General features: G+C 64.0%; 22 protein-coding genes. 7 read left to right on the top strand and 15 right to left on the bottom strand.

What is annotated here, in order from left to right; genetic code table 11:
• Nucleotides 1–143: 143 nt before the first annotated feature.
• Nucleotides 144–1,934, top strand: a complete 1,791-nt coding sequence (locus O6760_RS02945) for an alpha/beta fold hydrolase (RefSeq protein ID WP_269583994.1) — start codon at nucleotides 144–146, stop codon at nucleotides 1,932–1,934.
• Between the two features lie 11 nt (nucleotides 1,935–1,945).
• Here O6760_RS02945 and O6760_RS02940 read toward each other — a convergent pair whose 3' ends face one another.
• The 4 genes from O6760_RS02940 to O6760_RS02925 form a co-directional block, all read right to left on the bottom strand.
• Nucleotides 1,946–4,255, bottom strand: coding sequence for a GumC family protein (locus O6760_RS02940; RefSeq protein ID WP_269583993.1), 2,310 nt, complete (start codon nucleotides 4,253–4,255; stop codon nucleotides 1,946–1,948).
• 125 nt (nucleotides 4,256–4,380) lie between these two features.
• Nucleotides 4,381–5,694: an O-antigen ligase family protein gene (locus tag O6760_RS02935; RefSeq protein ID WP_269583992.1), complete on the bottom strand. Its 1,314-nt coding sequence runs from the start codon at nucleotides 5,692–5,694 to the stop codon at nucleotides 4,381–4,383.
• 134 nt (nucleotides 5,695–5,828) lie between these two features.
• Entirely contained in the window at nucleotides 5,829–7,172 is a 1,344-nt protein-coding gene (locus O6760_RS02930; RefSeq protein ID WP_269583991.1) for a glycoside hydrolase family 5 protein, read from the bottom strand.
• Nucleotides 7,169–8,392, bottom strand: a complete 1,224-nt coding sequence (locus tag O6760_RS02925; protein WP_269583990.1) for a glycosyltransferase — start codon at nucleotides 8,390–8,392, stop codon at nucleotides 7,169–7,171. The genes O6760_RS02930 and O6760_RS02925 overlap by 4 nt, the downstream gene beginning before the upstream one ends.
• Between O6760_RS02925 and O6760_RS02920 the strand changes: the two genes are divergently transcribed.
• From O6760_RS02920 to O6760_RS02910, 3 genes are all read left to right on the top strand, one after another.
• Nucleotides 8,391–8,513: a hypothetical protein gene (locus tag O6760_RS02920; protein WP_269583989.1), complete on the top strand. Its 123-nt coding sequence runs from the start codon at nucleotides 8,391–8,393 to the stop codon at nucleotides 8,511–8,513. The two genes, O6760_RS02925 and O6760_RS02920, sit on opposite strands and share 2 nt — an antisense overlap.
• A gap of 105 nt (nucleotides 8,514–8,618) precedes the next feature.
• Nucleotides 8,619–9,770, top strand: a complete 1,152-nt coding sequence (locus O6760_RS02915; protein ID WP_269583988.1) for a glycosyltransferase family 4 protein — start codon at nucleotides 8,619–8,621, stop codon at nucleotides 9,768–9,770.
• 252 nt (nucleotides 9,771–10,022) lie between these two features.
• A complete protein-coding gene (locus O6760_RS02910; RefSeq protein ID WP_269583987.1) occupies nucleotides 10,023–10,811 on the top strand; it encodes a WecB/TagA/CpsF family glycosyltransferase in 789 nt (262 codons plus the stop codon).
• On the opposite strand, the gene O6760_RS02905 is transcribed toward O6760_RS02910, so the two are convergent.
• Nucleotides 10,808–11,566, bottom strand: coding sequence for a cobalt-precorrin-6A reductase (locus O6760_RS02905; RefSeq protein ID WP_269583986.1), 759 nt, complete (start codon nucleotides 11,564–11,566; stop codon nucleotides 10,808–10,810). The genes O6760_RS02910 and O6760_RS02905 overlap by 4 nt on opposite strands.
• Entirely contained in the window at nucleotides 11,553–12,650 is a 1,098-nt protein-coding gene (locus O6760_RS02900) for a cobalt-precorrin-5B (C(1))-methyltransferase (protein ID WP_269583985.1), read from the bottom strand. The genes O6760_RS02905 and O6760_RS02900 overlap by 14 nt, the downstream gene beginning before the upstream one ends.
• Before the next feature lie 130 nt (nucleotides 12,651–12,780).
• Here O6760_RS02900 and cobA point away from each other — a divergent pair, with 130 nt between their 5' ends.
• Both cobA and O6760_RS02890 read left to right on the top strand, forming a co-directional pair.
• Nucleotides 12,781–13,647 carry a uroporphyrinogen-III C-methyltransferase gene (gene cobA / locus O6760_RS02895; protein WP_269583984.1) on the top strand — a complete coding sequence of 289 codons (867 nt, stop codon included), beginning with the start codon at nucleotides 12,781–12,783 and terminating at the stop codon, nucleotides 13,645–13,647.
• On the top strand, nucleotides 13,637–14,956 hold the full coding sequence (locus tag O6760_RS02890) for a cobyrinate a,c-diamide synthase (RefSeq protein ID WP_269586206.1): 1,320 nt from the start codon (nucleotides 13,637–13,639) through the stop codon (nucleotides 14,954–14,956). Before cobA ends, O6760_RS02890 begins: the two co-directional genes overlap by 11 nt.
• A gap of 26 nt (nucleotides 14,957–14,982) precedes the next feature.
• Here O6760_RS02890 and O6760_RS02885 read toward each other — a convergent pair whose 3' ends face one another.
• A complete protein-coding gene (locus O6760_RS02885; RefSeq protein WP_269583983.1) occupies nucleotides 14,983–15,612 on the bottom strand; it encodes a class I SAM-dependent DNA methyltransferase in 630 nt (209 codons plus the stop codon).
• A 391-nt stretch (nucleotides 15,613–16,003) separates the two neighbouring features.
• On the opposite strand from O6760_RS02885, the gene O6760_RS02880 reads away from it, so the two are divergent.
• Nucleotides 16,004–17,584: an arylsulfatase gene (locus O6760_RS02880; RefSeq protein ID WP_269583982.1), complete on the top strand. Its 1,581-nt coding sequence runs from the start codon at nucleotides 16,004–16,006 to the stop codon at nucleotides 17,582–17,584.
• A 57-nt stretch (nucleotides 17,585–17,641) separates the two neighbouring features.
• On the opposite strand, the gene cobM is transcribed toward O6760_RS02880, so the two are convergent.
• The 8 genes from cobM to O6760_RS02840 are packed head-to-tail and all read right to left on the bottom strand — an operon-like array spanning nucleotide 17,642 to nucleotide 24,498.
• Nucleotides 17,642–18,415 (bottom strand): precorrin-4 C(11)-methyltransferase, encoded by a 774-nt coding sequence (gene cobM / locus O6760_RS02875; RefSeq protein WP_269583981.1) that lies wholly within the window; start codon nucleotides 18,413–18,415, stop codon nucleotides 17,642–17,644.
• Nucleotides 18,412–20,337: a precorrin-3B C(17)-methyltransferase gene (cobJ, locus tag O6760_RS02870; RefSeq protein WP_269583980.1), complete on the bottom strand. Its 1,926-nt coding sequence runs from the start codon at nucleotides 20,335–20,337 to the stop codon at nucleotides 18,412–18,414. The genes cobM and cobJ overlap by 4 nt, the downstream gene beginning before the upstream one ends.
• Nucleotides 20,307–21,032 carry a precorrin-2 C(20)-methyltransferase gene (gene cobI / locus O6760_RS02865; RefSeq protein ID WP_269583979.1) on the bottom strand — a complete coding sequence of 242 codons (726 nt, stop codon included), beginning with the start codon at nucleotides 21,030–21,032 and terminating at the stop codon, nucleotides 20,307–20,309. The genes cobJ and cobI overlap by 31 nt, the downstream gene beginning before the upstream one ends.
• Nucleotides 21,029–22,228 carry a precorrin-6y C5,15-methyltransferase (decarboxylating) subunit CbiE gene (gene cbiE / locus O6760_RS02860; RefSeq protein WP_269583978.1) on the bottom strand — a complete coding sequence of 400 codons (1,200 nt, stop codon included), beginning with the start codon at nucleotides 22,226–22,228 and terminating at the stop codon, nucleotides 21,029–21,031. The genes cobI and cbiE overlap by 4 nt, the downstream gene beginning before the upstream one ends.
• Nucleotides 22,225–22,473 carry a hypothetical protein gene (locus O6760_RS02855; protein WP_269583977.1) on the bottom strand — a complete coding sequence of 83 codons (249 nt, stop codon included), beginning with the start codon at nucleotides 22,471–22,473 and terminating at the stop codon, nucleotides 22,225–22,227. Before O6760_RS02855 ends, cbiE begins: the two co-directional genes overlap by 4 nt.
• A 1-nt stretch (nucleotide 22,474) precedes the next feature.
• Complete coding sequence (locus O6760_RS02850) at nucleotides 22,475–23,119, bottom strand: precorrin-8X methylmutase (protein ID WP_269586205.1); 645 nt, start codon at nucleotides 23,117–23,119, stop codon at nucleotides 22,475–22,477.
• A 21-nt stretch (nucleotides 23,120–23,140) separates the two neighbouring features.
• Nucleotides 23,141–24,262 (bottom strand): sirohydrochlorin chelatase, encoded by a 1,122-nt coding sequence (locus O6760_RS02845; protein ID WP_269583976.1) that lies wholly within the window; start codon nucleotides 24,260–24,262, stop codon nucleotides 23,141–23,143.
• A complete protein-coding gene (locus O6760_RS02840; RefSeq protein ID WP_269583975.1) occupies nucleotides 24,259–24,498 on the bottom strand; it encodes a DUF6732 family protein in 240 nt (79 codons plus the stop codon). The genes O6760_RS02845 and O6760_RS02840 overlap by 4 nt, the downstream gene beginning before the upstream one ends.
• Nucleotides 24,499–24,617 lie beyond the last annotated feature (119 nt).

Below are 24,617 nucleotides of genomic sequence, written 5' to 3'. Positions count from 1 at the left end.
GTGTCTTGAGGAGTGTTGTGCTCTGTAATGCACCGAAGACCCCTGCAGCATTATTAAGGAATGGCTCGGGAAAACGAGGCAAAATGCGGATTGGGAGGTAAATTGCCTCAAAATGCGCGCGTATCTGGAGCGTTCACCCAGGAATGGATCAGCACGTTTTTGAAAATCCGCCCCGCCTGGACCCGGCCGCCTCACCGGTGCCCGCGCAGCCGCTCGTCTTCGGTGGGCTCGCTGGTTTCTACCATCCCGCCGGCGGGCGAACGGCCGTCTTGCTGCTGAGCCCATGGGGCTACGAGGAATTGTGTTCGCGCAAGAGCTACCGGATGCTGGGAGAAAAGCTGTCCGCGGCAGGATTTCCGTGTCTGCGCTTTGATTACCCCGCGACGGGACATTCCGCGGGCAGTGCCCCGGATCTCGACGACAACGGCGCCTGGCGCACCGCCGTAAAGGCCGCCTTTGCCGAGCTGAAGAGACTGTCCGGCCTGGAGCATGTCATCGTGGCCGGGCAGGGCATCGGCGCGGCCCTTGCGGCCGATCTTGCGCAGAGCGAGGAACTGGCCGGTCTGGTGGTGCTGGCACCTGTGCTGCAGGGCCGGGCCTATCTGCGCGAACTGGCGGCCTGGACCGCAATGACACAGCCGACCTTTCTCGTCAAAGCCTCCGACGGACCCGATGGCGGACTGATGGCGGGCGGCTTTGTGCTGTCGCGCGCGACCGCCGAGGAATTCAAGTCGCTCAACCTCCTCAAGGCGTCGGCGCCCAGGACCGAACACCTCCTCCTGGTCGACCGACCGGACCATCCGGGCGATCAGAAGCTCGCGGAGCATTATGCGGCCGAAGGCGTTGCGCCGGAACGCATGGCGTTCGAGGGATATCTCGACTACGTAGCCGACCCGACCCTTTCCGTGGCGCCGGAAGCGACACTGGATCGCATTGTCGACTGGGTGAAAGGCAAATTTCCGCAGGAGGTGGAGAGCGCACCGGCGGTCCCGGAAGGTCTGTCGCCGGACTTCACGCCGGTTGCCGGGGTGAAAGAGGAGCTGGTGCGGTTCGGGCCTGACGACATGTTTTTCGGCGTTTTTGCGCAGCCGGAAAGCGGTTCACCGCGATCCGCCGTCCTGATCCTGAATTCCGGCTACGACCATTCCATCGGCTGGGCGCGCATGGCAGTCGGTTTTGCACGGCAGCTTGCTGCAAACGGGTCCGCGGTTCTTCGGGTTGATCTGGCCGGTATCGGGGAAAGCCGGTACTGGCCGGGGCAACCAGGGCAGGTGCTGTATTCGGACCGGCAGGTCGACGACGTCAGCGCTGCCATCGACTGGCTGACGGAGCGGCTCGGCGTGACGCGGGTGATACTGTCCGGGCGCTGCAGCGGGGCTTACCTCGCACTGCTCGCCGCGGCGCGGGACGAACGTGTGAACGGGGCCTTCCTGATCAATCCCCGCCGCCTGGTCTGGGACCCAGACGAGGATGTCGATCAGGCAATCCGCGAGCCGATCCAGACACTGGAGACCTACAGCCGCAAGATGTTCGACCGGGAAACGGCAAGACGGGTCCTGTCCGGTGAGATCAATCCCGTGTCGGCGGCAAGAAAGGTTGCCACGGCCCTGTCGCGGAAGGCCGACATGTTGTTCGCGCCGGTGCTGCGGCCGCTGTCCAAACATCATCGGCTGTCGTCGGTTCTCGGCAAGCGGCTCGCCGCCCTGAACGAGCGCGGCGTTCCCGTGCAGCTGGTCTACAGCGAAGGCGACCGCGGCCTGGGTGAGCTGGGTCTCTGGTTTGGCCAGGACAGGAAAGGGCTCTCCAAATATTCGAATGTGACCGTCGGGTTCATTGCCGACGCGGACCACAATCTGACACCGTTGAAAGCCCGGGCCGAAGCGCAGGAACTGTTGCTTGAGTTTGCCGGCGTCGGAGCCGGAGACACCGCCTGAAACGAAGCGCCTTAGCCGTATTTCCGGCCGGTCGGCCCGGTCGGCCCGGTGAGGCCGGTCATCGTGCGCACGAGGCCGGTGGGGCGGCCGTCGGCGATTGTCAGAAGATCCCGGGACAGGATCGGCATGGAGATCTGGCCTTCCTCGCGTTCGGACACCGTGACGAGGAAATCCGTGGCGAGCGCGGCAAGCGGGTCGTCGTCGGTGAGCTGCGGCAGAGCCACGCCGTCGACGATCACGAGATCGAAGTTGCGCGCGACCTCGGCAAACTCAAAGGCCTGCCGGACACTCATGCGGTGATGCTTGTATTTGGGCAATCCTGAAACGAGAGACACGAAGTCGATGCCCAGCTCGTCAAACGAGACCACCCTGTCGCGCAGCGGACCACCAAAGGCGCTTTCGTCCAGGCTCAGATCGTGGCTGAGCATGCGCTGTTTCGGTTCGCCGTCTGCCAGGAGCACACGCAAGTCACGGTGGGCGCCGCCAAGGGCAAGGGCAAGCGCGGTGATGGTCTGCCCCTGTCCGAGCGACGGCGAAGTGAAGAACACAATTCTCGCCGATTGGTGCGATGCGTGGGGGTCGAGGTCATCGAGGATCTGATCGACGCTTTCGCCAAACCGCCGGTTTGGTCCCCTGCCGCCGAGATAATACTGGTCAATCGCATCCTGAACCAACGAGATGGCATCCGTGTTCAGAGCGCGCGGATTGTCGATGTCCCCGTCCAGGGGAAGCCAGGGCAGCTGGCTCACAAGCTTGAGACCCGGCCTGACCATTTGCGCCGCCCGGAGCAGGGACTGTCTTCCGGACCTATGTGTCGCGGGCGCCGGCGGAGCGGCGTCCGGGCGCTCCAGTTGCGATGGCGCAGGCGTCGCCGGAGCCGGCATGGCGGACATGGCTGCCGCGGACGCGGAAAAATCCGGCAGCAGGTGTTTTTTCGCAATCCGGATGGCCTCTCCGCCGACCGCGAGGATCGTTCCCACCATCAAGCCCAGAATGCCGGCCAGGATCACCATGATCTTCTTTTTCGGAAAGATCGGGCTGTCCGGCGGAACGGCCGGTGAGATGATCCGGGCATTCGGCAGGACGACCTGTTCGAGCTGCGAGATCTCCTTGGCGCGGCTGAGGGCGATCTCGTAAAGCTGCCGGGTGGCCTGGGCTTCGGTTTCCAGTTCGCGCAACTTGATCGACGCGGCTTCGTCCGCGCTCGACAGGTCCCTGGTGGACTTGAGCTGCTGCTCCAGGTTTGCGACACGTTCCTGGTTGACCTGCACGTCGATGCGCGTGGAATCCGCGATCCGCTTGACCTCGTCCCGGATCAGGCCACGCAGCCTGTCCAGTTGAGATCGGGCGCGAACCACGGAGGGATGCGACGGCAGCAGGTCGGCCAGCAATTGGGCTTCGTTGCGGGCAGCCTGTGCATATTGCTGGCGGAGCGAGGATATCGTTCCTGAACTGACCACGTCGCCAATGGCCTCGTCATCGACGCCGTTTTTCAGCACACGCTGGATCTCGTCGTATTTCGCGGTGGCGTCCGCAAGGGCGGCGCGCGCGTCGATCAGGCGCGTATTCAGCCCGGAGAGCTCCTGATCGGTGAGAAGCAATCCCTCGTTTGCGCTTTGCAGATTGTTCGCGGCGCGGAACTTCTGGATGTCGGTTTCGGCTTTCCGCAGGCGTTCGCGAAGGTCGACCAGCCGGTCATCGATCTGGGTGGCTGCCTGGTCGGACGCGGTGCTGACCTGCCGTCTCTGATCGGCAAGATAGCTTTCCGCAATCGCGTTCGCGAGCACCGCGGCCTGCACCGGCGAGGGCGACTCAACGGATATGTTGATGACGAAGGTCTGGCCGACCCGTTTGACGGACGTCGCACCGGAAAGCGCCTTGACTGCGTCGGTTTCCTGGGCTTCGAGCGTCCCCGGATCCTTCGCTTGCGACCCGCCGAACAGGCTCTTGAACTGGCTCATGAGGCCGGGCGCCCCTTCGCCGAAAAAGGGGTCTTCCGAAAGGTTGTTGTCTCGGGCAACAGGCCGCAGGACGGTGTCGGCATGGATCACCGAAATCTGGCTGTCGATGGATTCCGTTCCGGCACTGGTGCGGCTCGGCCGGTTCGGGTCGTCAAAGGGCTGGCGGACCAGGGGGTCGAACAGGACCTGGGAGGTGGCGCTGTAGATGGGGGTGAGCCGCAGGGAATAAAGGGCCGTTGCAATGACAAACACGGCGGCCACGAGCCCGATCAGGAGAATGCGCCGGCGCAGGACCTGCAGGATGGAAAGGATATCAAGCGTGATGTCGTCGCGGCTCTGAGAGCGCGCGTCCTCAATCATCGCATTCGATCCGCGTTGGGAGACCACCGATATTCACCTTCTGACCAGCCGGCACGTGTTCTTCTGCTTGTAAGCACTTATGGTTAGTGAACTGCTAATTTGAGGCGATACTGCGATCAGCCGGGTCAGCGAGGCGTTCCGTGGTTCCAGGTGCGCATGACCGCATTCGGCAGCAGGGCCGCGAGCAGAAAAATGAGCCAGTTCAGGGAATAGGCGCGGAACCAGCTGCTTTCCAGCATGTTGTGGCTGATCACGAACAGCATCAGCGAATAGCACAGGAAGGATATCCTGTAGTCCAATCTCACCATTCGGGCCGCCGAGAAAAGCGCCGCGACGATCAGAAGGAGCAGCAGGGTCAGTCCGACGATGCCAAGCTCGACGAGAACGTCGAGATAGCCGTTATGGGCCTGTGTCAGCAAGATCACGAACCCGGGGGCTTCCCGGAAGGCGATGGAATCGGCGCCGGTTGCCCAGAAGGACGCGTAGCCCTGGCCGAGCACCGGCTCTCTCGAGATGACCCCGAGTATGAAGTTCCAGATCACCGTGCGCCCGGTATAGGTCTCGTCGTTGAAGAGAAACAGCGACAGATCGCCGAAACCGAACCGTGTCAGGGATGCCTGAAAGAACCACAGAACCACCCCGGTCAGAGCCCCGAACAGGATCAGGATCGCCGCGTTGATGCGGAAGAGATAGGCCATGCCGACCAGCAGATAGGCGATGACCGGCAACAACAGGGCCAGACCGATCGAGGTTTTCGACTGGCTCAGGATCAGAAGAGCGAAGGCCAGCGCGGATATGACCAGTGTGGCGAACCGTTTCAGCAAGCCGCGGGCGTTCAGGAATCCGTACAGGTTGAACAGGAAGGCCAGCGCCATGACCGCGCCGAGGCTGTTTTTCTGCGAATAGATCCCGGCATGTCCGATGGGTGTCGGCGGCAACACCGCAACGGCGACGGTATTCAGGAGAACGACCGTGTTCATCAGGAGCAGCAACCGGCCGAGCAGTCCGCGTGCGTCGTCGGTGAACGAGATCGAGATCACCAGGCTGAGCACGATGATGATCTGCAACACCACACGCCGGAAGGCGATGCCGGGAACGGGCGACCACAACACGCTCAACAAGGCGAGCGTGATATAGGCGAGAAGGAACCAGACGACCGGGCTGCGCAGCACGGTAAAGGTCTTCAGGAGGCGCCGGCCTGCGGAAACCAGCGTGACCGCGAACAGGCCGATCCAGAACAGCTGGTTCAGGGCGTTGGATTTCGACGCGTTGATGTTGGCGGCCGTGTCCTCCTCGCCGGAGTAATTCATCAGGAACGGCGTCAGCAGGATCGGATAGGCAAGCAGGATCACAGGGATCCAGTTGAAGACCCTGTCCAGAAAGCCGGCTTGGGCTGTTCCGGCTTGCTGCCGGGACTGTTCAACGGAGTGAACCGTCAAGACGCTCTCCAGAAATGACCTGCCCGGGCGCCGGTGAATGCGCGCGGCCGGGACCCGATGATCGCAAGTAAACCAGACTCGCCCGCTGTTTTTAAGGTGTCGCCGTATCTTTGCTGTTGCTTATCGGGAGGAATTTACGGTCTGACCGGAATGGACAGGGCGTCCGGATCCAGCCCGAGCGCTTCGACAATGCCCGGATCGAGGGTTCTGGTCGCATTGTCCGTGATCATGCCGAAGCCCTCGTCATAGTCCCAGAACGCCCACCCGAAACCCAGGATCTCCGTGACGGACCTGACGTCCCTGATCCAGGCCAGCCGGCTGCCGTCATCGGGCAGGCCCTCTGGGGGGCGGATCGCGCTGAACTCGCCAAGCACGATCCTCTCGGGCGCGATGTCGTATTTGTCCGACCATTGCGCCAGCGTGTCGAACCGCTCTTCGATAAAGGCGAGGTCCGGCCGTTTCCGGTTGTAGTAGTCGCGCACGCCTTCCATGGCTCTTGCGAAGGCGTCGTCGGGGAGGTCCACGCCGGACTTTTCCAGGGCGGCGAGACGCTGTTTCGTCAGGACCTCGGCGCTTTCGATGCTGCCGCTGGTCCAGGGATAGGTCAGCCCGGCGATATAGCGCAGCGGCACCATCGACCAGGGCAGGGACTGATGCGTCAGGTAATAGGGGTCGTAGAAATGGAAGTCGAAAATGATTTTGTCGTCATAGCCTTCCAGGCTCATGTACTCGAGCTCTTCCAGCGATCTCCAGCAACCGGGCGTCAACACCACCGGCAGGTCGGGAGCGGCGCCGCGAACACTGTCGTACAGCTTCTTCTGGGTCACCGACCAGTCTTCGCCGTCCTCCCGGTAGCAGACGGACTGGGGTTCGTTCATCAGTTCAAGCGCAACCCTGTCCGGCGGCAGGTCGCGCAGGCGCTTGGCGACATCGACAAGAAAGCCTTCATAGGCCTTGAGACGCGGACCGTCTGCTTCGGCGAGAATGTCCCTGGGGGTCCAGTCCGACTGGTAGGTGGATGGATGGATATCGACCATGACCCCGAGACCGGCGTCCAGCAGACGAACGACCAGTGTCTTGAGATCATCCAGCAGCAGGCGGCGTTCCACACCGTCCGCGGCCAGAAAGACACCGGCGTCGACCGGCAGCCGCACGAAGTCCAGACCAAGCGCCGTCAGACGCTCGAGTTCGGGATCTGTTATTCTCGCGAGATCGCCCTGAAACGGCGGCCACAGGTATTTGCCCGGACGTTCGGGGTCGCGATAGGCGTAGTTCTGCAGCCTGGACAGGTTGACGCCGCGGCGAAAATGGGGAACGACGGCGTCCCCGTCGCTCGCGGCAAGGGCAGATCCAATTCCGGAGGCCGGGCTCCCGGTCGGTACATGGGCAAGGCCTGCGGTCAGACAAAGCGCCAGCACGCTCGCCAGGAGACGCCCCGGGATAGACCAAAGGCGGCCTCTGCCGGTCGGGAAAATCATGTCACTTGGCTCCGCTGCCGGTCTGCGCTCAGGAGCGTCTGCAGATCCTTGCGATAACTTCCGGCGATCATTTCAGGGTCGAACCGGTCATGCAAGGTTTTGGCAGCCGCCGCAATTTCGGTCCGGTAGACCGCGTTGCCGTCGCACAGGTCCCGAAAGGCCAGGGCTATTCCATCGATATCGCCCGGCTTGACGCCGACACCGGCGCGGATATCGGACAGGTAGCCGTCAATCCCGGTCTCCTTGCCATACATGATCGGAATGCCGGCAAACAGCGCTTCCAGATAGACCATGCCGAAGGTCTCGTTGTGGCTGACCAGGGCCATGCCGAGATATTGGCGCAGGGCCTCGAACAGTTCTTCGGCCTGCATCGGTCCCAGATAGGTCACGCTGTCATGAAGACCGAGATCGGAGATTTCCTGATTGACCGCGGTCACGGCGTCCTCGCTGCCCGGGCCGATCAGGTCCAGCCCGATCCCTGGATGGGTCTTGCGGAATTCCGAAAAACCCTTCAGCAGCGCCGACAGGCCCTTCCGGCGGCGAATGTCCAGGTTGAGCACGCTGACGAACCGGTTGATCGGAGCCGTGGTGCGCACCGTCGCGGAGCTGTTGTCGACAATATTGGGCAACAGGCGCTCTTTGTCGGGCTGGTTGGGAATATGGGTGTGAAAGGTGCGTCGGAACCAGGCGGAGACATGGTAGATGCGGTCGGCTCTGGCGGCGATGCGGCGCATCAGGCCTCGGTAGTTGCGCTTGTAGAGCAGCACCTTGCGCTCGGCCTCGCCGCGCACGGACACCAGGAGTGGAATATCCGGGCCGAATTTTTCCGCCAGCCACAGGGCCGCAATGCCCTCAAAAGCGAATTTGTGGGCATGAATGACATTTGGTTGAAGCCCTTCCGCTTGGAGGAAGCGCAGCACCTTTCGGGCGACAACACGCATGAACGGGGCAAGCAGAAAGCCCATCGGCGGCGAAAAGTAGCGGTAGGCGACCAGCCTGATGCCCCCGGAAGTGCCGCAATCGATGAATGCGGTCTTGCCCGGATTGCTGGTTCTCAGGAGAGAGATTACGACGTGGTCCGCTTCCGGTACCCTTTGCAGCAGGCGTTGCACGGCCGTTGTCGTTCGGCCCCGATGGGGGTCGGGATAGTCGGCGCTCAAATGCAGGATCAGGGGGCGCGGGCCACTGGTCGTCTCATGCTCTGGCTGAGGAGGGGTCATGGTTTTCAAAGTTGTGCCGGCCTTGAACGCTGGTGTCCGATCCGGAGCACTGTCCCGGATCTTCGTGGATCGCGCAACGGACACGGGTGTCCCCGCGCGCCGCATGGAAGCAGAGGCTTGATTTCATATCGGTTTGGCGTGAAGGGTTTGTTACCGAACTTGTGGTGATCTGCTCGCCTGTTCCGCACCGGCGATCCCTCGCCTGAACAAGCTGCTACGAGGCCAGATGTCCAACTCCCCAACCTTCGCGCGGCAGGAGATTGTCCATGTCGTGCGCCAATATGCTCCCGGGATTGGCGGCTTGGAAGAGTTTGTTGCAAAGCTCGCCGCCCGGCAACGCAACAGTTTCGGCAGCGTGCGCGTGGTGACCTGCAACCGTATTTTCTCGCGGCCCGATGAAACACTTCCCTCGCACGAAGTCATCGACGGGATCCAGGTTGACCGCCTTGCCTATCATGGATCGCGCCGCTATCCGGTGATGCCGGGTCTCCTGCGCGCCATTGAAACCGCCGACCTTGTCCATGTGCATGGCATTGATTTCGCCTTCGATGCACTGGCCGCGACCAGGATGCTGCATCGCAAGCCGCTTGTCGTGACCACCCATGGCGGCTTTTTTCATACTCAGTCCTACGCGACGCTGAAGAAAATCTGGTTCAGGACCCTTACCAACCTGTCCGCCAGGGCCTATCGCGCCGTGGTTTGCTGCAGCGAGAGCGACCGGGCCACCTTCGCTCAAATTGCAGGTGACAGGGTCCGGCTGGTGCTGAACGGCGTCGACATCGAGAAGTTTGCAGGTGCCGCATCTCCAACGCCGGTAAAGCGTGCCGTGACCCTGGGGCGCTTTTCCGCAAACAAGCGGCTGGATCTTCTGCTTGACCTGTTCGCCCGGCTGGCGGCCGATGATCCCGACTGGAAACTGGATGTTTTTGGCGTTGCCTTTGACATCTCCCCGGCCGATCTCGAGAAAATGGTCACTGACCGGGGTCTGGCGGATCATGTCAGGATCGGCGTGGGTCTTTCGACGGAAGACATTCGCAAGGAGATCGGCAATGCGTCCTATTTCCTGAGCGCCTCCGACTATGAAGGCTTCGGGCTGGCCCTGATCGAAGCCATGAGCGCCGGGCTGGTCCCCCTGGCCCAGCCCAACGAGGCCTACAGGGCTTTTGCCGCCCAACACAACACCGTCACGCTGACTGATTTCGCAGATACGGCCAGCGCCGCACACGATCTCCAGGCACTCCATGCACGGATGGCGCAAGATCACGCGACCCTGCGCAACGCTGTCATGGAGACGGTTCAGCAATATTCCTGGAGCAGGACTGCCAAGGCCTATCAGGAAATCTACAGGAGCTGCCTCGCACCGGACGTTGCCGGGTGAGACGGTACTTCCTGTCAGGGTGTTGCCCTGCAAAACGGACACTGTGAGAATTCGGCAGACACATTGAACCCTTGCAAAGAGCCTGGCGCCACGGCGTGCCGGGCTGGTGGAGCCGCCGAGAGCACGAAGATTTGTTTACCTTCACGGCAAAACAATCACGAAAATTAAAGATTTGTCATGCCCTACAGGATAGGCATGACAGGGCCTATCTAACCCCTTACCATCCAGATTGACCGGGTCGCCGGAGCGAGAATGTTAGCCAGAGACACGGAACGCGAGACGTCAGCCGAAACGGCCGGTCCAGTCGCGATTGGACCGTTTGCCGTGCAACGGCTGCTGCATGCTGACGTCGCCTGGCTGGTCCGCTCCAGCGTTCAGCAGCGCAAACCGCTCGACATTGCCATCTGCAACGCCCACACCATCCTGACGGCTCTGGACGATCCGGACTATGCCGAGACCTTGCGGAAAATGACCTTGCTGAATGACGGCATCGGCATAGGTCTCGCCAACCGGTTTCTGCATGGCCAATCCTTTCCGGAAAACCTGAACGGCACGGATCTCATTCCGAACATTCTCTCGGAAATCGGAACGCCCCTGCGGATCTACCTGCTCGGCTCCAGGCAAGAGCAGGCCAATGGCGCCAGGGAGCATCTCGAGGCGGTCTATCCAATGCATGAAGTGGTTGGCTGCCGGGACGGTTATTTCGATGAGGACGAGATCGACGGCATCTGCGCAGGCATCAACGCGGCCAGGCCGGATCTTCTGCTGGTGGCCATGGGCAATCCACGCCAGGAGTTCTTCATTACCCGCAATCGGGCTCAGTTGAACGTGCCTGTGGCAATCGGTGTCGGCGCCCTGTTCGATTTCATGTCGGGTGCCGTGGTTCGCGCGCCCGTTGTCGTGCAGAAATCCGGCCTGGAATGGCTGTTCCGCCTGTTGCAGGAACCCCGCCGCCTGTTCCGCCGCTATGTGATCGGCATTCCGCGTTTTATGTTTGCACTCGTGAAACTCAAATACGGCCGGTCCGAAAAGGAAACCTAGCCGGCGCCCGGAAGCCGGTTCCTGAGCTTTTCCAGCACCCCTGAGACGCTGTCTGCAGTTTCCACCGAAGGCAGGACCGGCCGGTCAATCATCAGCACCGGCAATCCGAGCCGGCGCGCGGCTTCGAGCTTGGCGTAGGACCGTTTGCCGCCGCTGTTCTTGGTGACCAGGTGCGTGATCCGGTGGGTCTCGAAAAGCGCAATCTCCTCTTCCGCCGTTTGCGGTGGCCGCGCCAGGAGCAACCGCCAGTGGTCCGGCAGGGGACTTGCGGGCGGCTCGATCATGCGGGCAAGGCCGAAGAGGTCGGTGCGGTGGGTGAAGAGCCCGATTTCCTTGCGCCCGACCGACAGGAAAGCCCTTGCCTCCGCCGGCAGGGCGCGGGCCGCGTCGTCGAGCGAGGCCATGCGCTGCCAGGTATCTCCGTCGACAGCGGTCCAGGCGGGCCGTTCAAGCCGGATCAGCGGGATGCCGCGGTCGGCCGCGGCCGCGGCCGCGTTGCCGCTCATCTGCTCGGCGAAGGGATGGGTGGCATCGACAACAACCGTCACCGCCTCCTCCCCGAGAAAGGCGGCAAGCCCGTCCGCACCGCCGAAACCGCCGACCCGGGTCGGCACGCCGAGATCGGGCAGGTCGGATACGGCCCCGGCGAAGGAGGCGGTCAGTCGTGCCGCCGGAAAGGTCTCGGCAAGTGAGCGCGCCAGCAGGCGCGCCTCATGCGTGCCGGCCAGCAGGAGGATGTGGTCAGCTTTCGTCAAAACCGCATTCTCCCAGCACCGTGCCGGACCGGTCGGTGATCAGCACCTCGACTGCAATCGGCGCCTCTTTCAGGATCTGCCTCACGGCCGCCTTGGTCCGCCGCGCCAGCGGCCCGGTCAGGTCAATCCCGGCATCAAGCGCCCGGTCGAGAACTTCCTTGGCCGTGTTGGCGCGGGTGGCGTCACGGATCTGGTCGTCCGGCGCGCCGGCATCGGCCAGGAGTCCCTGGAGAAACGCGAAATCGACGGAGCTGCGGGCCGAATGAAGATCGAGCGCGCCCTGGGCCAGCTTGGTGAACTTGGCGAATCCGCCGGCGAGTGTCAGTCTCTCGACCGGATGATTGCGCAGGTACTTCAACAGACCGCCGGCAAAGTCGCCCATATCGAGAAAGGCGGTCTCGTCGAGATCGTAGCGTGCCCGCACGGCGTCTTCGGATGCAGAACCGGTTGCCCCGACCACGTGGGTGAGCCCGACCGCGCGGGCAACATCGATGCCGCGATGGATGGAGGCGATCCAGGCCGCGCAGGAAAACGGACGCACGATCCCCGTCGTGCCGAGCACGGACAGGCCGCCGACAATGCCGAGCCGCGGGTTCATGGTCTTCAGAGCCAGGTTTTCACCACCCTGGATCGAGACCTCGATCTCGACATCACCCGATGCGCCATGCGCTGCGGCGATCTCTGCAATCGCGGTCTGCATCATCTGGCGCGGCACGGGGTTGATTGCCGGTTCCCCCGGCGGGATCGGCAGGCCGGGCCGGGTCACGGTGCCGACGCCGGGACCCGCCCTGAACCGGACGCCCGCGCCCGCAGGCAGCAGCCGGACGGTCGAGGTGACCAGGGCGCCGTGGGTCACGTCCGGGTCGTCGCCGGCATCCTTGGTGATCGTCGCGCTGGCGGAGCCGTCCGGGAGGTCGTGCCGGGTCAGCACGAAATCCGCCGTTCCGCCCCGGGGCAGGGAAATTTCCACGGGGTCGGGGAAGGTGCCGGTCAGAAGGGCACAATAGGCCGCCTTGGCGGCGGCGGTCGCACAGGCCCCCGTCGTCCAGCCGCGTCGCAATTCCTTTGGCTCTTCCATCGACATCAGCTCTCTATAGCGGAAGTCGGGCGGCTTTGCCTCCCCTGCGGTCGCTGCGCGGTGAAATGTCGTAATCGGTCTGTTTTGTTTCGCGGAATCGCTTGGCGGTCCATCGATCGCCGGGTAAACAGGGGATATGAACATCAACGAGAACCACACTGTGCTGCCGGCCGGCCTGCCGGAGTTCGAACCGGGCTGGGTCTGGCTTGCCGGAGCGGGGCCGGGAGATCCCGGCCTGTTGACCCTGCATGCGCTGAACGGTCTGCGCCAGGCCGATGTTGTCGTTTTCGATGCACTGGTTGACCAGAGCATCCTGGACTGGGTGAAACCCGGCGCCGTCACCGATTATGCCGGCAAGCGCGGCGGCAAGCCGAGCCCGAAACAGCGCGACATCACGCTCAAGCTGATCGACCATGCAAGGGAAGGCAAACGCGTGTTGCGCCTCAAGGGCGGCGATCCGTTCGTCTTCGGCCGGGGCGGTGAGGAGGCTCTCGGCCTGGTCGAGGCAGGCGTGCCGTTCCGGATCATTCCCGGCATCACCGCGGGCATCGGCGGTCTCGCCTATGCCGGCATTCCGGCGACGCACCGCGACTGCAACCAGGCGGTCACTTTCCTGACCGGCCATGACCAGACCGGCCTGACACCGGACGCGGTCAATTGGGACGGCATTGCCAAGGGCTCGCCGGTGATCGTCATGTACATGGCGATGAAGCACCTGGAAACCATAGCCGGCAAACTGATTGCCGGTGGACGGTCTGTGGATGAACCTGTGGGCATCGTGTGCAATGCGTCCCTGTCCAGTCAGGAGGTTCTGGAGACGACGCTCGGCAGCTGCTTCGCCGATGCCAAGGCCGCCGGCATAGAGCCGCCGGCCATCGTCTGTGTCGGTGAGGTGGTGCGCCTGCGCAAGGGGCTCGACTGGCTGGGGGCGCTGTCCGGCAAGGTTCTGGAAAGCGATCCGCTGGGGCTGCGTGCCAACCGCCATTCGGCCGATGCCGGCTGAGCTTGGCCCCTCGCAACCACGCGGCCTGCTGATCGCCGCGCCGTCCTCAGGCGCCGGCAAGACCACGCTGACCCTGGCCTTGCTGCGCGCTCTGAAGACAGCTGGCCGGTCGGTCGTTTCAGCCAAGTCCGGCCCCGATTACATCGACCCGAAATTCCATGAAGCCGCCAGCGGCGCGTCCTGCCTCAATCTCGATGCCTGGGCGATGACGCCCGAAACGCTCAAGGCGCTGGCCGGCGATCACGCAAGCGGACATGATCTCCTGGTCGTCGAAGGGGCGATGGGCCTTTTTGACGGTGCCGCCAATGGCAGCGGCTCCGCCGCAGATCTCGCCGCACTGCTCGGCTTGCCGGTGGTCCTGGTGGTCGACTGCGCCAGGCAGGCTCAGTCCGTCGCCGCGCTGGTCCACGGTTTCCGGACCTTCCGGCAGGATGTGACGATCGCCGGCGTCATTCTCAACCGGGTCGGCAGCCCGCGCCACGAAGCCATGTTGCGCGCCGCACTCGAGGCCCGGAATGTCAGGGTGCTGGGGGCATTGCCGCGTTCGGACGCGCTGGTCCTGCCCGAGCGCCATCTCGGACTGGTCCAGGCGGGCGAGCATCCGGACCTGGACGCCTTTCTGGACAGCGCCGCAACGCTCTGCCGCGCTCATGTCGATCTGGCCGGCCTGGAAAGGAAGGCTGCCCCGGTGGCGCCCTCGGCAACGGCGGCACGGCACCTGCCCGGACCGCTCGGTCAGCGAATGGCGGTCGCCCGCGACACCGCCTTCGCCTTTGCCTACCCGCATCTGCTGGACTTCTGGCGGCAGGAAGGCGCGGAGATCTCGCTGTTCTCGCCGCTCGTGGATGAGGCCCCGGCACCGGATACGGATGCGGTCTATCTGCCCGGCGGCTATCCGGAACTGCACGCAGGAACACTGGCACAGGCGTCGACGTTCAAGTCCGGCATGAGGGCGGCAAGCCGGTCGGGAAAGCTGATCTATGGCGAGTGCGGCGGCTACATGACCCTCGGCACCGGCCTCATCGATGCGGACGGAACGTGCCACGAGATGCTGGGTCTCCTGCCTCTGGAAACCTCGTTCCAGACCCGCAGGCGCCACCTCGGTTACAGACGGCTACAGCCGCTTGGCGGCCTGCCCTGGACGGAGCCGCTGACGGCCCACGAGTTCCACTATGCCTCGATTGTCTCGGAAGGCGCGGCGGACCGGCTGTTCGCCGCACAAGATGCGGAAGGCACCAGGCTTGATGACATGGGCCTGCGCAGCGGTGCCGTCATGGGCTCCTATGCGCATGTGATCGCGACTGCCTAGGCCGAGTGGACCTTGGGATCCGTACCCTAAACCACTTCCAGCACCACCAGTTGGCAGAAGATATCTTCCTTGGTGTGATAGGGGCTGTGGGTGATCTCCAGCGTCTTCGTCCTGCCGTCCTTTTCCAGTTGCCCGATCTTGTCCTTGAAGCCGTCTGCTTCCCAGGCGCTGTCGCGCACGGTCAGGACAATGGGCGCGCCCGGCTTGGCGACACGGATCAGCTCGTCAAGCCCCGCCGGCCCGACATGGCCGTTGGTGAACACGCCGGCGCTGACGATGCCGTCATAGACGTCGTCATCGATCTCGTAGAGCGGGCCGGACATGTCGGCGATGTTGAGCTTGCGGTAGGCACCCTTGCTGCGGGCCGCGTCGAGCATCGCCTGGGTCAGGTCGATGCCGTCGATGGTCAGGTTCCATTTGCGCTTGATCAGTTCGATCCCGACAAGGCCCGTACCGCAGCCGGCATCCAGCACGAGCGCCGTGTCGGAGACATGTTTCACCAGCGCTTCGGCCGCGATTTTCGCGCCGACATAGCCGATGGCCAGCAGCATGTCGTCGTCGTAGTGATCCGACCAGCCCTGATAGAACGCGCGAATGGCATCGGGATCGCCCCCAAGGGAAATCGCCTCTTTCAAGAGCGGGTTTTCGTCCGGCATGAGGAGCTCCTGTCTGGTGAGGGGAACAGCAGATTAGGCGAGGGTGGGTGCCGGACGCAATTGCTCAAGCCGGGGTCAGCCGGATCCGGCCGGCCTCACGCTCGATACGGTTGTCGCGCACCAGGGGCGCCAGGGCCCGGTGGACTGCTTCATGGGGCAGACCCAGGATCCGTCCACCATTCATTCTCGCAACAGGAGGGCGCGTGAAGACAACCGCCTGATGGGCTCGAAGCCGCGCCGCCTTCGTTTCATCGCAGGAGACCGCGTGGAATCCGAGGGTATATATACTTAAAATTGTACAAAATCCCAAAGCAGCAACCAGGTTGCCGGCCTTGATGGGCCGCCCTAGTTCTGTTGATGCAGCATGCCAATCAGAGCAGGAGACAGCGTTGTGCGTATTCTAGCTTCTCTGACCGCGATGGCGTTCGCGGTTCTAGGTCAAACCGCGTTTGCCCAGGAAGAAAACCGTCCAAACATCCTTGTCATCTGGGGAGACGATGTCGGCTGGTCCAATCTGTCCTCCTATGGCGACGGGGTTATGGGGTACAGGACTCCGAATATCGACCGGATTGCCGACGAAGGCATCAGGTTCGTTGATCACTATGCCCAGCCGAGCTGTACCGCGGGCCGGGCAGCCTTCATCACCGGGCAGTACCCGATCCGCTCCGGCATGACCACGGTCGGACAGCCGGGGTCGGCGCTTGGCTTGCAGGCGGCCTCGCCGTCGCTCGCCGAGGAGCTGAAAAAAGTGGGCTACCGGACGGGCCAGTTCGGGAAGAACCATCTTGGCGACCGCAACGAGCACTTGCCGACAGCCCATGGCTTCGACGAGTTTTTCGGCAATCTCTATCACCTGAACACACAGGAAGAGGCCGAACAGCGGGACTACCAGCGCTTTGGCGAAGCCTTCTCCGGCAGTCTGGAAGCCTATGAGGAGCAGTTCGGTACACGGGGTGTTCTGCACAGCTTCGCCACCGAAGACGACGATCCGACCGAGGATCCGCGCTTCGGCCGGGTCGGCAAGCAGACCATCGAGGACACCGGTCCGCTGACCCAGGAACGCATGAAGACTTTCGACGCCGGAGAGGTCATTCCCAAGGCGCTGGATTTCATGGGCAGCGCACAGGAAGCCGGGGAACCGTTTTTCGTCTGGCTCAATCCGAGCCGGATGCATCTCTATACCCGCCTGAATGACGAATGGCGTTACGCGGCCGAGGAATTCACGTCCGAAGCCGATCTCTACGGCTCCGGTCTCCTGCAGCATGACCACGATATCGGTCTGGTGCTGGACTGGCTGGATGAAAACGGCCTGAGCGACAACACCATTGTCTGGTATTCAACCGACAACGGACCGGAACATGCCTCCTGGCCGCATGGCGGCACCACGCCGTTCCGCGGCGAGAAAATGACCACCTACGAAGGCGGCATTCGTGTGCCTTCCATGGTCCGCTGGCCCGGCGAGCTGGAAGCCGGCAAGGTGCTCAATGGCATCCAGGGCCACCAGGATATGTTCACGTCTCTTGCGGCAGCAGCCGGGATCGAGGATGTCAATCAGGAGGTGCTTGCAAGCAAGGAACAGTATATCGACGGCGTCAACAACCTGCCCTACTGGAAGGGCGAGGAGGACGCGTCCCGCCGCACCCACATCTTTCACTACTACGAGAGCAAACTGACGGCGGTTCGCATGGGCCCGTGGAAGTTCCATTTCTCGACCAAGGAAGACTATTACGCCGACGTGCTGCCGAGGACCGTGCCACTGGTGTTCAACATTCGCATGGACCCCTATGAGAGCTACGACACGACGGATGCCTACGGGCACCTGATGCAGAAAGTGTCCTGGCTGATTCAGCCCATGGGCATGCTCATGCAACAGCATCTGCAGTCACTGGCCGACTATCCGCCAGTGCAGGGCGGGGCGTCCTTCGACATGTCGAACGTCGTAGAACAGTTCATCAACAAGCCGAGACAATAATGCCAAAACCTGCCTGCCTCGGCGTGTCCGGGGCAGGCGGCTCTCACTGACAGATTTTCAGGCCTTCGCCTTCTTCTTCGGCCGCAGCACATGCACGTGGTCGGCGTCGTAAAGGGCGCTGTCGCGGAAATCGGCGTCCGGTTCCAGTGCATGGCCGACAAACACCAGCGCGGTGCGGGTGATCTTGGCGGCGCGCACCTTGCCGGCGATGGTCGACAGGGTACCGTGGATGAAGGCCTCGTCCGGCCAGCCGACCCGGTAGGCGACGATCACCGGGCAGTCGGCCCCGTAATGCGGCGTCAACTGGCGCTCGACCTCGCGCAGGTTGCGGATCGACAGGTGGATGGCCAGCGTCGCGCCGCTCTTGCCGAGTGTATCGAGATCCTCGTTGTTCGGCATGGCTGAGGACTGCATCGCCGTGCGCGTGACGATGATCGTCTGCGCCACTTCCGGAATGGTCAGTTCCTTCTTCAGCGCTGCCGCGGCGGCGGCAAAGGCCGGCACGCCCGGAGTGACGTCATAGTCGATGCCGAGCGCGTTCAGCCGGCGCATCTGTTCCGCCGTCGCGCCATAGATGGACGGATCGCCGGAATGGACCCGGGCAACGTCTTGGCCCCGGTCATGGGCGGCCTTGATCTCCTCGATGATCTCGTCGAGCGTCATCGGCGCGGTGTCGATGACACGTGCGCCGTCCGGCGCGGCCGCGACCACCTGTTCCGGCACCAGCGAACCGGCATAAAGGCAGACCGGGCAGGACTGGATCAGTTTCAGTCCACGCACGGTGATGAGGTCTGGATCGCCCGGTCCGGCGCCGATGAAATGAACGGTCATGTGTTGTCTTTCGTGTCTGCAGCGTCTTGCTTTTCGGCCTCGGTCTCGACTTCCGCCGGAGCGGGGTCGGCGGCCGGTTCAGGATTCGCGGCAAGATCCTCCGCGCGCGGGGCGTCGATCCGCTTGGCGTAACCGCGCGGCGTGTAGACGAAGGGCTTGCCGTCGCCGCGCATGACGGTGCGGGTGTTGGTCGAGCCGACCAGCACGGTGGTCAGCATGTCGACATCGTCGACGCTGAGTGCGTGCAGGCTGGTGACGCGGATGCTTTCTTCCGGCCGGCCGAGATTGACGCCCAGAATGACCGGCGTTGCCGCGGACCGGTGTTCCAGGAGGATCTCCCTGGCAGCGGCCAGCTGGGTGCGCCGGCGCTTGGAAACCGGATTGTAGAAGGCGATGACGAAGTCCCCCTCGGCAGCGGCCTTCAGGCGCCGTTCGATGACCTCCCAGGGGGTCAGCAGGTCGGAGAGCGAAATGGCGCAGAAATCATGGCCAAGCGGCGCGCCGATGCGGGCCGAACAGGCCTGCAGGGCGGAAATGCCCGGCGCGTTGGTGACGCTGACGCGCTTGGCCGCATCCGAGACACCGCCATATTCCTCGTTCCGGTGGAGCAGCTCATAGACCAGCGACCCCATGGCGTAGATGCCGGCATCTCCGGAAGAAATCAGCGCAACATTCTTGCCCTTGCCGGCCTCTTCCAGCGCGAAACGGACCCGTTCTTCTTCCGCGCCGAGCGGGAAATTGTGGTGCGTCTTGCCGGTGATGTGGTTCTCCACCAGGTCGAGATAGAGCGAATAACCGACCACGTCGGTCGCCGCTGCCAGAAGCTTGGTTGCCTCGGGCGTGCGCCAGTCGTCCTTGCCCGGACCAATGCCGATGACGGACAGATGTCCCCGGGGACGGCCGGCCATCGAAAGGTCGATCGTCTTCGGCGAGCGCGTGATGGCGCAGGTGGCGTTCTCGGTCTTCTGCTTTTCCACCTTGAGCGTGGCAAAGGGCCCGCCGGCGGCAAGCGCCGCGCCTTCACAAACGCCGTAACAGCCGACTTCCTTGAAGACGACGTTGGACGGGTTTTTCAGCCGGGGCGTCTCGCGCTGCAGCTCTTCGGCGGAAAACACCCGCAGGGCCACGCCGAGATGGTCCGCCAGGGCGTTGACGGCGGCTTCATCCGCCTTCAGGTCGATGGTCGCGACACAGGCGACGGCACCGGGCGCGATATCGGCTTCGGCCAATTGCGCTTCGACCAGGTCGATCAGTTCCTGCGCCTCGCAGCCCCTGGCGCAACCGACTCCGACCGCGTAGCGCTGCGGATGGTAGACCAGCCTTGTCGGTCCGCCCTCGTCGGGCTGTTCCGTGGCGACCAGGGTGATCGCGGCGTCCTCGGCTTCGCTGAGCCTGGCGTCGCGCAGCCAGTCGGCGCGGCCTTCGATGCGGACGCTCGCGCCGGACAGAAGCTCGGCCATCACCGGCTTGGCGTCGTCCGGGTTGGCGAGCCGCCAGCCCTTGGGCGGAGCGTCCAGGGCAATGCCGAGCTTGGTGTCCCCGGCGGTCGTGATCGCCGCATGGCCGCCGAGCGCCTTGGCCAGCAGGCGCGCAAGTTCGTTGGCGCCGCGATGGCCGCCGAGCAGCGGCACAACGCTGGAACCGTCCTCGGAAATCGCGATCACCGGCGGCTCCGTGGTCTTGTCCGACAGGATCGGCGCCAGTGCGCGGATCAGGATGCCGCTGGCACAGAAACCGACGATCGGGTGCCCGGCCTGGAACAGCAGCCGGATATGGTCGATGGTCTCGTTGAACTGGGTGTCCGCGCTCGGCACGCGTCCGGCCAGCCCGTGGATGCGGGCGGTCGAAAAGCGTTTGGCGATTTCTTCGGCTGCGCCGAGGCCGGCCTCGTTCAGGACGAGTAGGATGGGGGAAGCGTCCACGCTTCGTCTCCCTTGTAGATGAGGATCATGGAAAAATAGGGGGCGGTGTCCACCTGAAGATCGACGAGGCGGTGAACTTTCTGTTCCGGCAGGCTGGCCCGTTCGACGTAACCGGCCCTTTCAAGCAGGCCCATGCCGTCGAGCAGCGCCTTGAGGCGCGGCAGGTGGCGGCCGACCTTCATGATGGCGACAGCCTGGGCCTCTTCGATCTTCGTCCGGATGTCCATGTCCGGCAGTGGACCGGGAATGACGGTCAGGACGTCGTTGCGGGCGGTCAGTGGCCGTTGCAGCTGGGCGGCGCAGGCGGTCAGCGACGTGACGCCCGGCACGACCTCGATGGCAAACCGGTCCGACAGCCGCTCGAACAGGTACATGAAGGAGCCGAAGAAGAACGGGTCGCCCTCGCACAGGGTGACGACATCCTCGCCGGTCTCCAGAACCGCCGCGATCTCGCCGGCGGCCTTGTCGTAGATCTCCTGCGCCGGGAACCGGTCGACCCGCATCGGCACGACGATCGGGATCTCGCGCACGCCGTCAGGCAAGGCGCCGGCGGCGATCGAGCGGGCAAAGCTTTCGCCGCTGTCGGGGGCCGGATAGGCGATCACCTTGGCACCGGCAATCAGCCGGTGCGCCTTCAGTGTCATCAGCTCCGGATCGCCGGGGCCGAGACCGATGCCGTAAAGGGTTCCGCTCATGGCTTGGTGAAGCTCCATTGGGTCACGGGCATCAGCGGACGCCAGCCGGTCAAGCCGCCGACGGCGCTGGCGCGGTGCACGGAGAGTTTCTTCAAGGTGCCGCCAAGGCCCTGGTAGGCGCCCAGCAGAACGACTTCGCTTTCAAGCGTCACGGCATTGGCGACGAGCCTGCCACCAGGCTTGAGCGCGTTCAGAGCGGCTTCGACGACGCCGGGAACCGTCAGCCCGCCGCCGATGAAGACCGCGTCCGGTGCCGGCAGGCCTTTCAGTCCCTCCGGCGCCGTGGCGTCTTTCAGGTCCAGGTGCGGCACACCGAGGGCGACCGCGTTTTCGGCAGCCAGCCTGCGGCGCTCGTCTTGCGGCTCCAGGCCGATTGCGCGGGTGCGCGGGGCGGCGCGCAGCCACTCGATGGCAACCGAGCCGCAGCCGGCGCCGATGTCCCACAGCAAGGCGCCGGGATAGGGTTTCAGCTCCGCCAGGGTAACGGCGCGAATGTCCTGCTTGGTCATCTTGCCGTCATGACGGAAGGCATCGTCGGCGAGGCCCGGCGTGCGGCCACGGAAACGGAACCCCGCATCGGCAACCACGTCCAGCGCGAGTGTGTGAAAGTCGGCGACGGTCTCCGACCAGGTCTCTGCTGTCCCCGCAACCCGGCGTTCCCGTGTCCCGCCAATGTGCTCCAGCACCGTCATTCGGGTGCGGCCATAGCCTTCATCGGCCAGCAGATCTGCCACCTCGCGCGGGGTGGCGCCGTTGCTGGTCAGGACCAGGAGCCGCGCGCCTGGATAAAGCGCGGCACGCAGCATGTCGACGGAGCGGCCGTGAACCGACAGGCAATCCGTCTCCTGCAACGCCCAGCCCATGCGGCTTGCGGCCAGCTGGAAGGCAGAAAGCGACGGCAGCACGGTCATGTCCTGCGGCTCGAAATGCCCGAGCAGCGAAGACCCGATGCCGAACCACATCGGGTCGCCGGTTGCCAGCACGGCGACGCTCCTGTGCCTGAGTGCCGCAAGTTCTTCGAACACCGACGAAAACGGGCTCGGCCAGGGGCGCTTTTCGCCCGGGATATCGCCGGCAAGCTCCAGGTGACGCGCGCCGCCATAGACAATCTCGGCCTGGGCGAGGGCGTCTGCCCCGCCGGGCGCGAGCACACCGTCCTCGCCGATGCCGACGAGTGTCAGCCAGGGCGCGCTCATTTCTCCTCCAGCGTATAGGGCCGGATCCTGGGCTGGACCGAGAGCCCCTTCGGTTTGCCGTCGGTGGAAACGGATGCCTCGCGTGCGCCCCGGGAGCGGTGGTGTTTTTGAGCTTCGGCCGGATCGCCGCTGTCCCCGGTTTTGGCGCTCACCTGTCCGTCGGGCGCGCGTAGAAACCCGCGCGAGCGCAGGGGGCTGTTGCCGGCAACCGATCTGAGCGGTTTTTTCGGAAGCTTGCCCGGCATGTCAGCGCTCCTCCGGCAGACCGGCGGCCAGCGCGTTGACGGCGGCCGCGGCCATCGCCGAGCCGCCACGGCGGCCGCGCACGGCAAGAAAAGGAACGCCGAACGGATTGCCCGCAAGCGCGTCCTTCGATTCCGCCGCACCGACAAAGCCGACGGGAAAACCCAGGATCAACGCCGGCTTCGGTCCGCCGGCCGCGATCATTTCCAGAAGATGATAGAGCGCCGTCGGTGCATTGCCGATGGCAACGACCGCGCCTTCCAGGCGATCCCGCCAGAGTTCGACCGCCGCCGCCGAGCGGGTCGTGCCAAGCGCGTTTGCCATCCCGGGCACCTTGCCGTCATTCAGCGTGCACAGCACGTCGGTGGTTTCGGGCAGGCGCGCGCGAATGATGCCGTGGACGACCATCTCGACGTCGCAAAAGACCGGCGCGCCGGCGGAAAAGGCGGCTTGCGCGGCGTCCAGGATGTCCGCCGACCAGGCGAGATCCTTCGGCAGGTCGGTCATGCCGCAGGCATGGATCAGCCTGATCGCGACCGGGTGCAATCCGACCGGCAGATGCGACAGCTCGGCTTCCGCCCGCACGATCGAGAAGGACTGGCGGTAGATTGCCGCCGGATCCCTCTCGTATTCGTAGGACGAGATCATGTCGGTGCTCACGGGCAGTCCTCAGCCTTCCCGGTTCAGCGATTTCGGGCCGTGCGGGTGATCCGCATGCGGGTAGGGATGGTGGTGATGGTCATGATCGTGGGAATGGCCGTGATCATGCGAATGCCCGTGATGATGATGCGCGTTCCCGTGATCATGGGAATGATCGTGGTGGTGCCCGTGATCATGATGATGGTGGCCGCCGGATTTGACCTGCTTTTCGCAGGCGCCGGTGCAGAACTCTTCGCAAAGCTGGCATTCGGCTTCCGCGCCGAGGCCTTCCACGTGGTGGTGGTGGCTTTCCTGGGCGAGCCCCACTTCCGCCTCGAAGCCGAGCACCTGTTCCCGGTACTTGCACATCTGGCAGTTCATCAGGTTGGCGCCCTGCAGGATCTCCTGCACCCGGTCGGCCATGGTGTCGATCACCTGCGGATGATCGTTGAGGTAACCCGCCTTCAGGAACTCGATCTCGGGATGCCGCTCGGCGACCTCGTCCGTGGTGCCGTAGATCCGCTGCACCAGCACGCCGGTGAACAGGAAATAGGGGAAGACGATGACGCGCTTGTAGCCGAGCCTGGCGGCATGCTCGAGGCCCGGGCCGACCAGCGGGAAGGTGACGCCCGAATAGCAGGTTTCCGCCCAGCCGAAACCGAAGCCCTCCCACAGCATGCGGGTGATCTTGGCGACATTGGAATTGGCGTCCGGGTCGGACGCGCCGCGTCCGACCACCATCAGCAGGGTCTCGTGCAGGGGCACGTCGCTGTCGGCGGAGTCGATCGCCTCCTGGATCCGGGCGGCCGCGGCCTTGACCATGCGCGTGTCGACGGCCAGCTCGCGGCCGTAGGAGATGGTCATCTCCGGATGCATGGCCTGGTAGGTGTTGAGCACGGACGGGATGTCGTTCTTGGCGTGTCCGGCGGCAAACAGCATGCCCGGCACTGCCAGCACGCGGGTGCAGCCGGCCTCGCGCAGCCTGGTCAGACCGTCATGGATCACCGGGTTGGCGAATTCCAGGTAGCCGTATTCCACCGGCCAGTCCGGGAAACGTGCCTTGAGGCCTTCGGCCAGTTGGGCAAACTGTTTCACGGCGCCCTTGTTGCGGCTGCCGTGGCCGCAGATCATCAGTCCGAGTTTCTCGCTCATTGAGCTGCTTCCCCGGTGCTGTCCGGGTCCTCGACCTCTGCCTCGGGCGTTTCCTCTTCCTGTTTCCGCTTCCGGTCCTTCAGCGCGATCACGCCGGCAACCAGTGCGGCCCCGGCAAGGGCTGCGACACCCGCCCAGTGGGCATGTCCGGCAAGCTCGCCCAGATGGCCGCCATGCGCGAATGCGGCGGTCGGCGTGGCGGCGGCAAGGCCGGCTATCAGGATACGGTGGATCATCTGTCTCCCCCATTTGGCAGGCGCCGGTCAAGGCGGTTTGGTGGTGTCGGCGCCAGGGGGATGAAAGCAAACATGTGAGGGACCGGTACAAACACCGGTGGCCCGTCAATGCCGTGGAC

It is taken from the genome of Roseibium sp. Sym1 (assembly GCF_027359675.1).
Classification (GTDB): Bacteria; Pseudomonadota; Alphaproteobacteria; order Rhizobiales; family Stappiaceae; genus Roseibium.
Note: the sequence above shows the minus strand (reverse complement) of the source record. Positions and strands in the feature narration are given on the sequence as shown.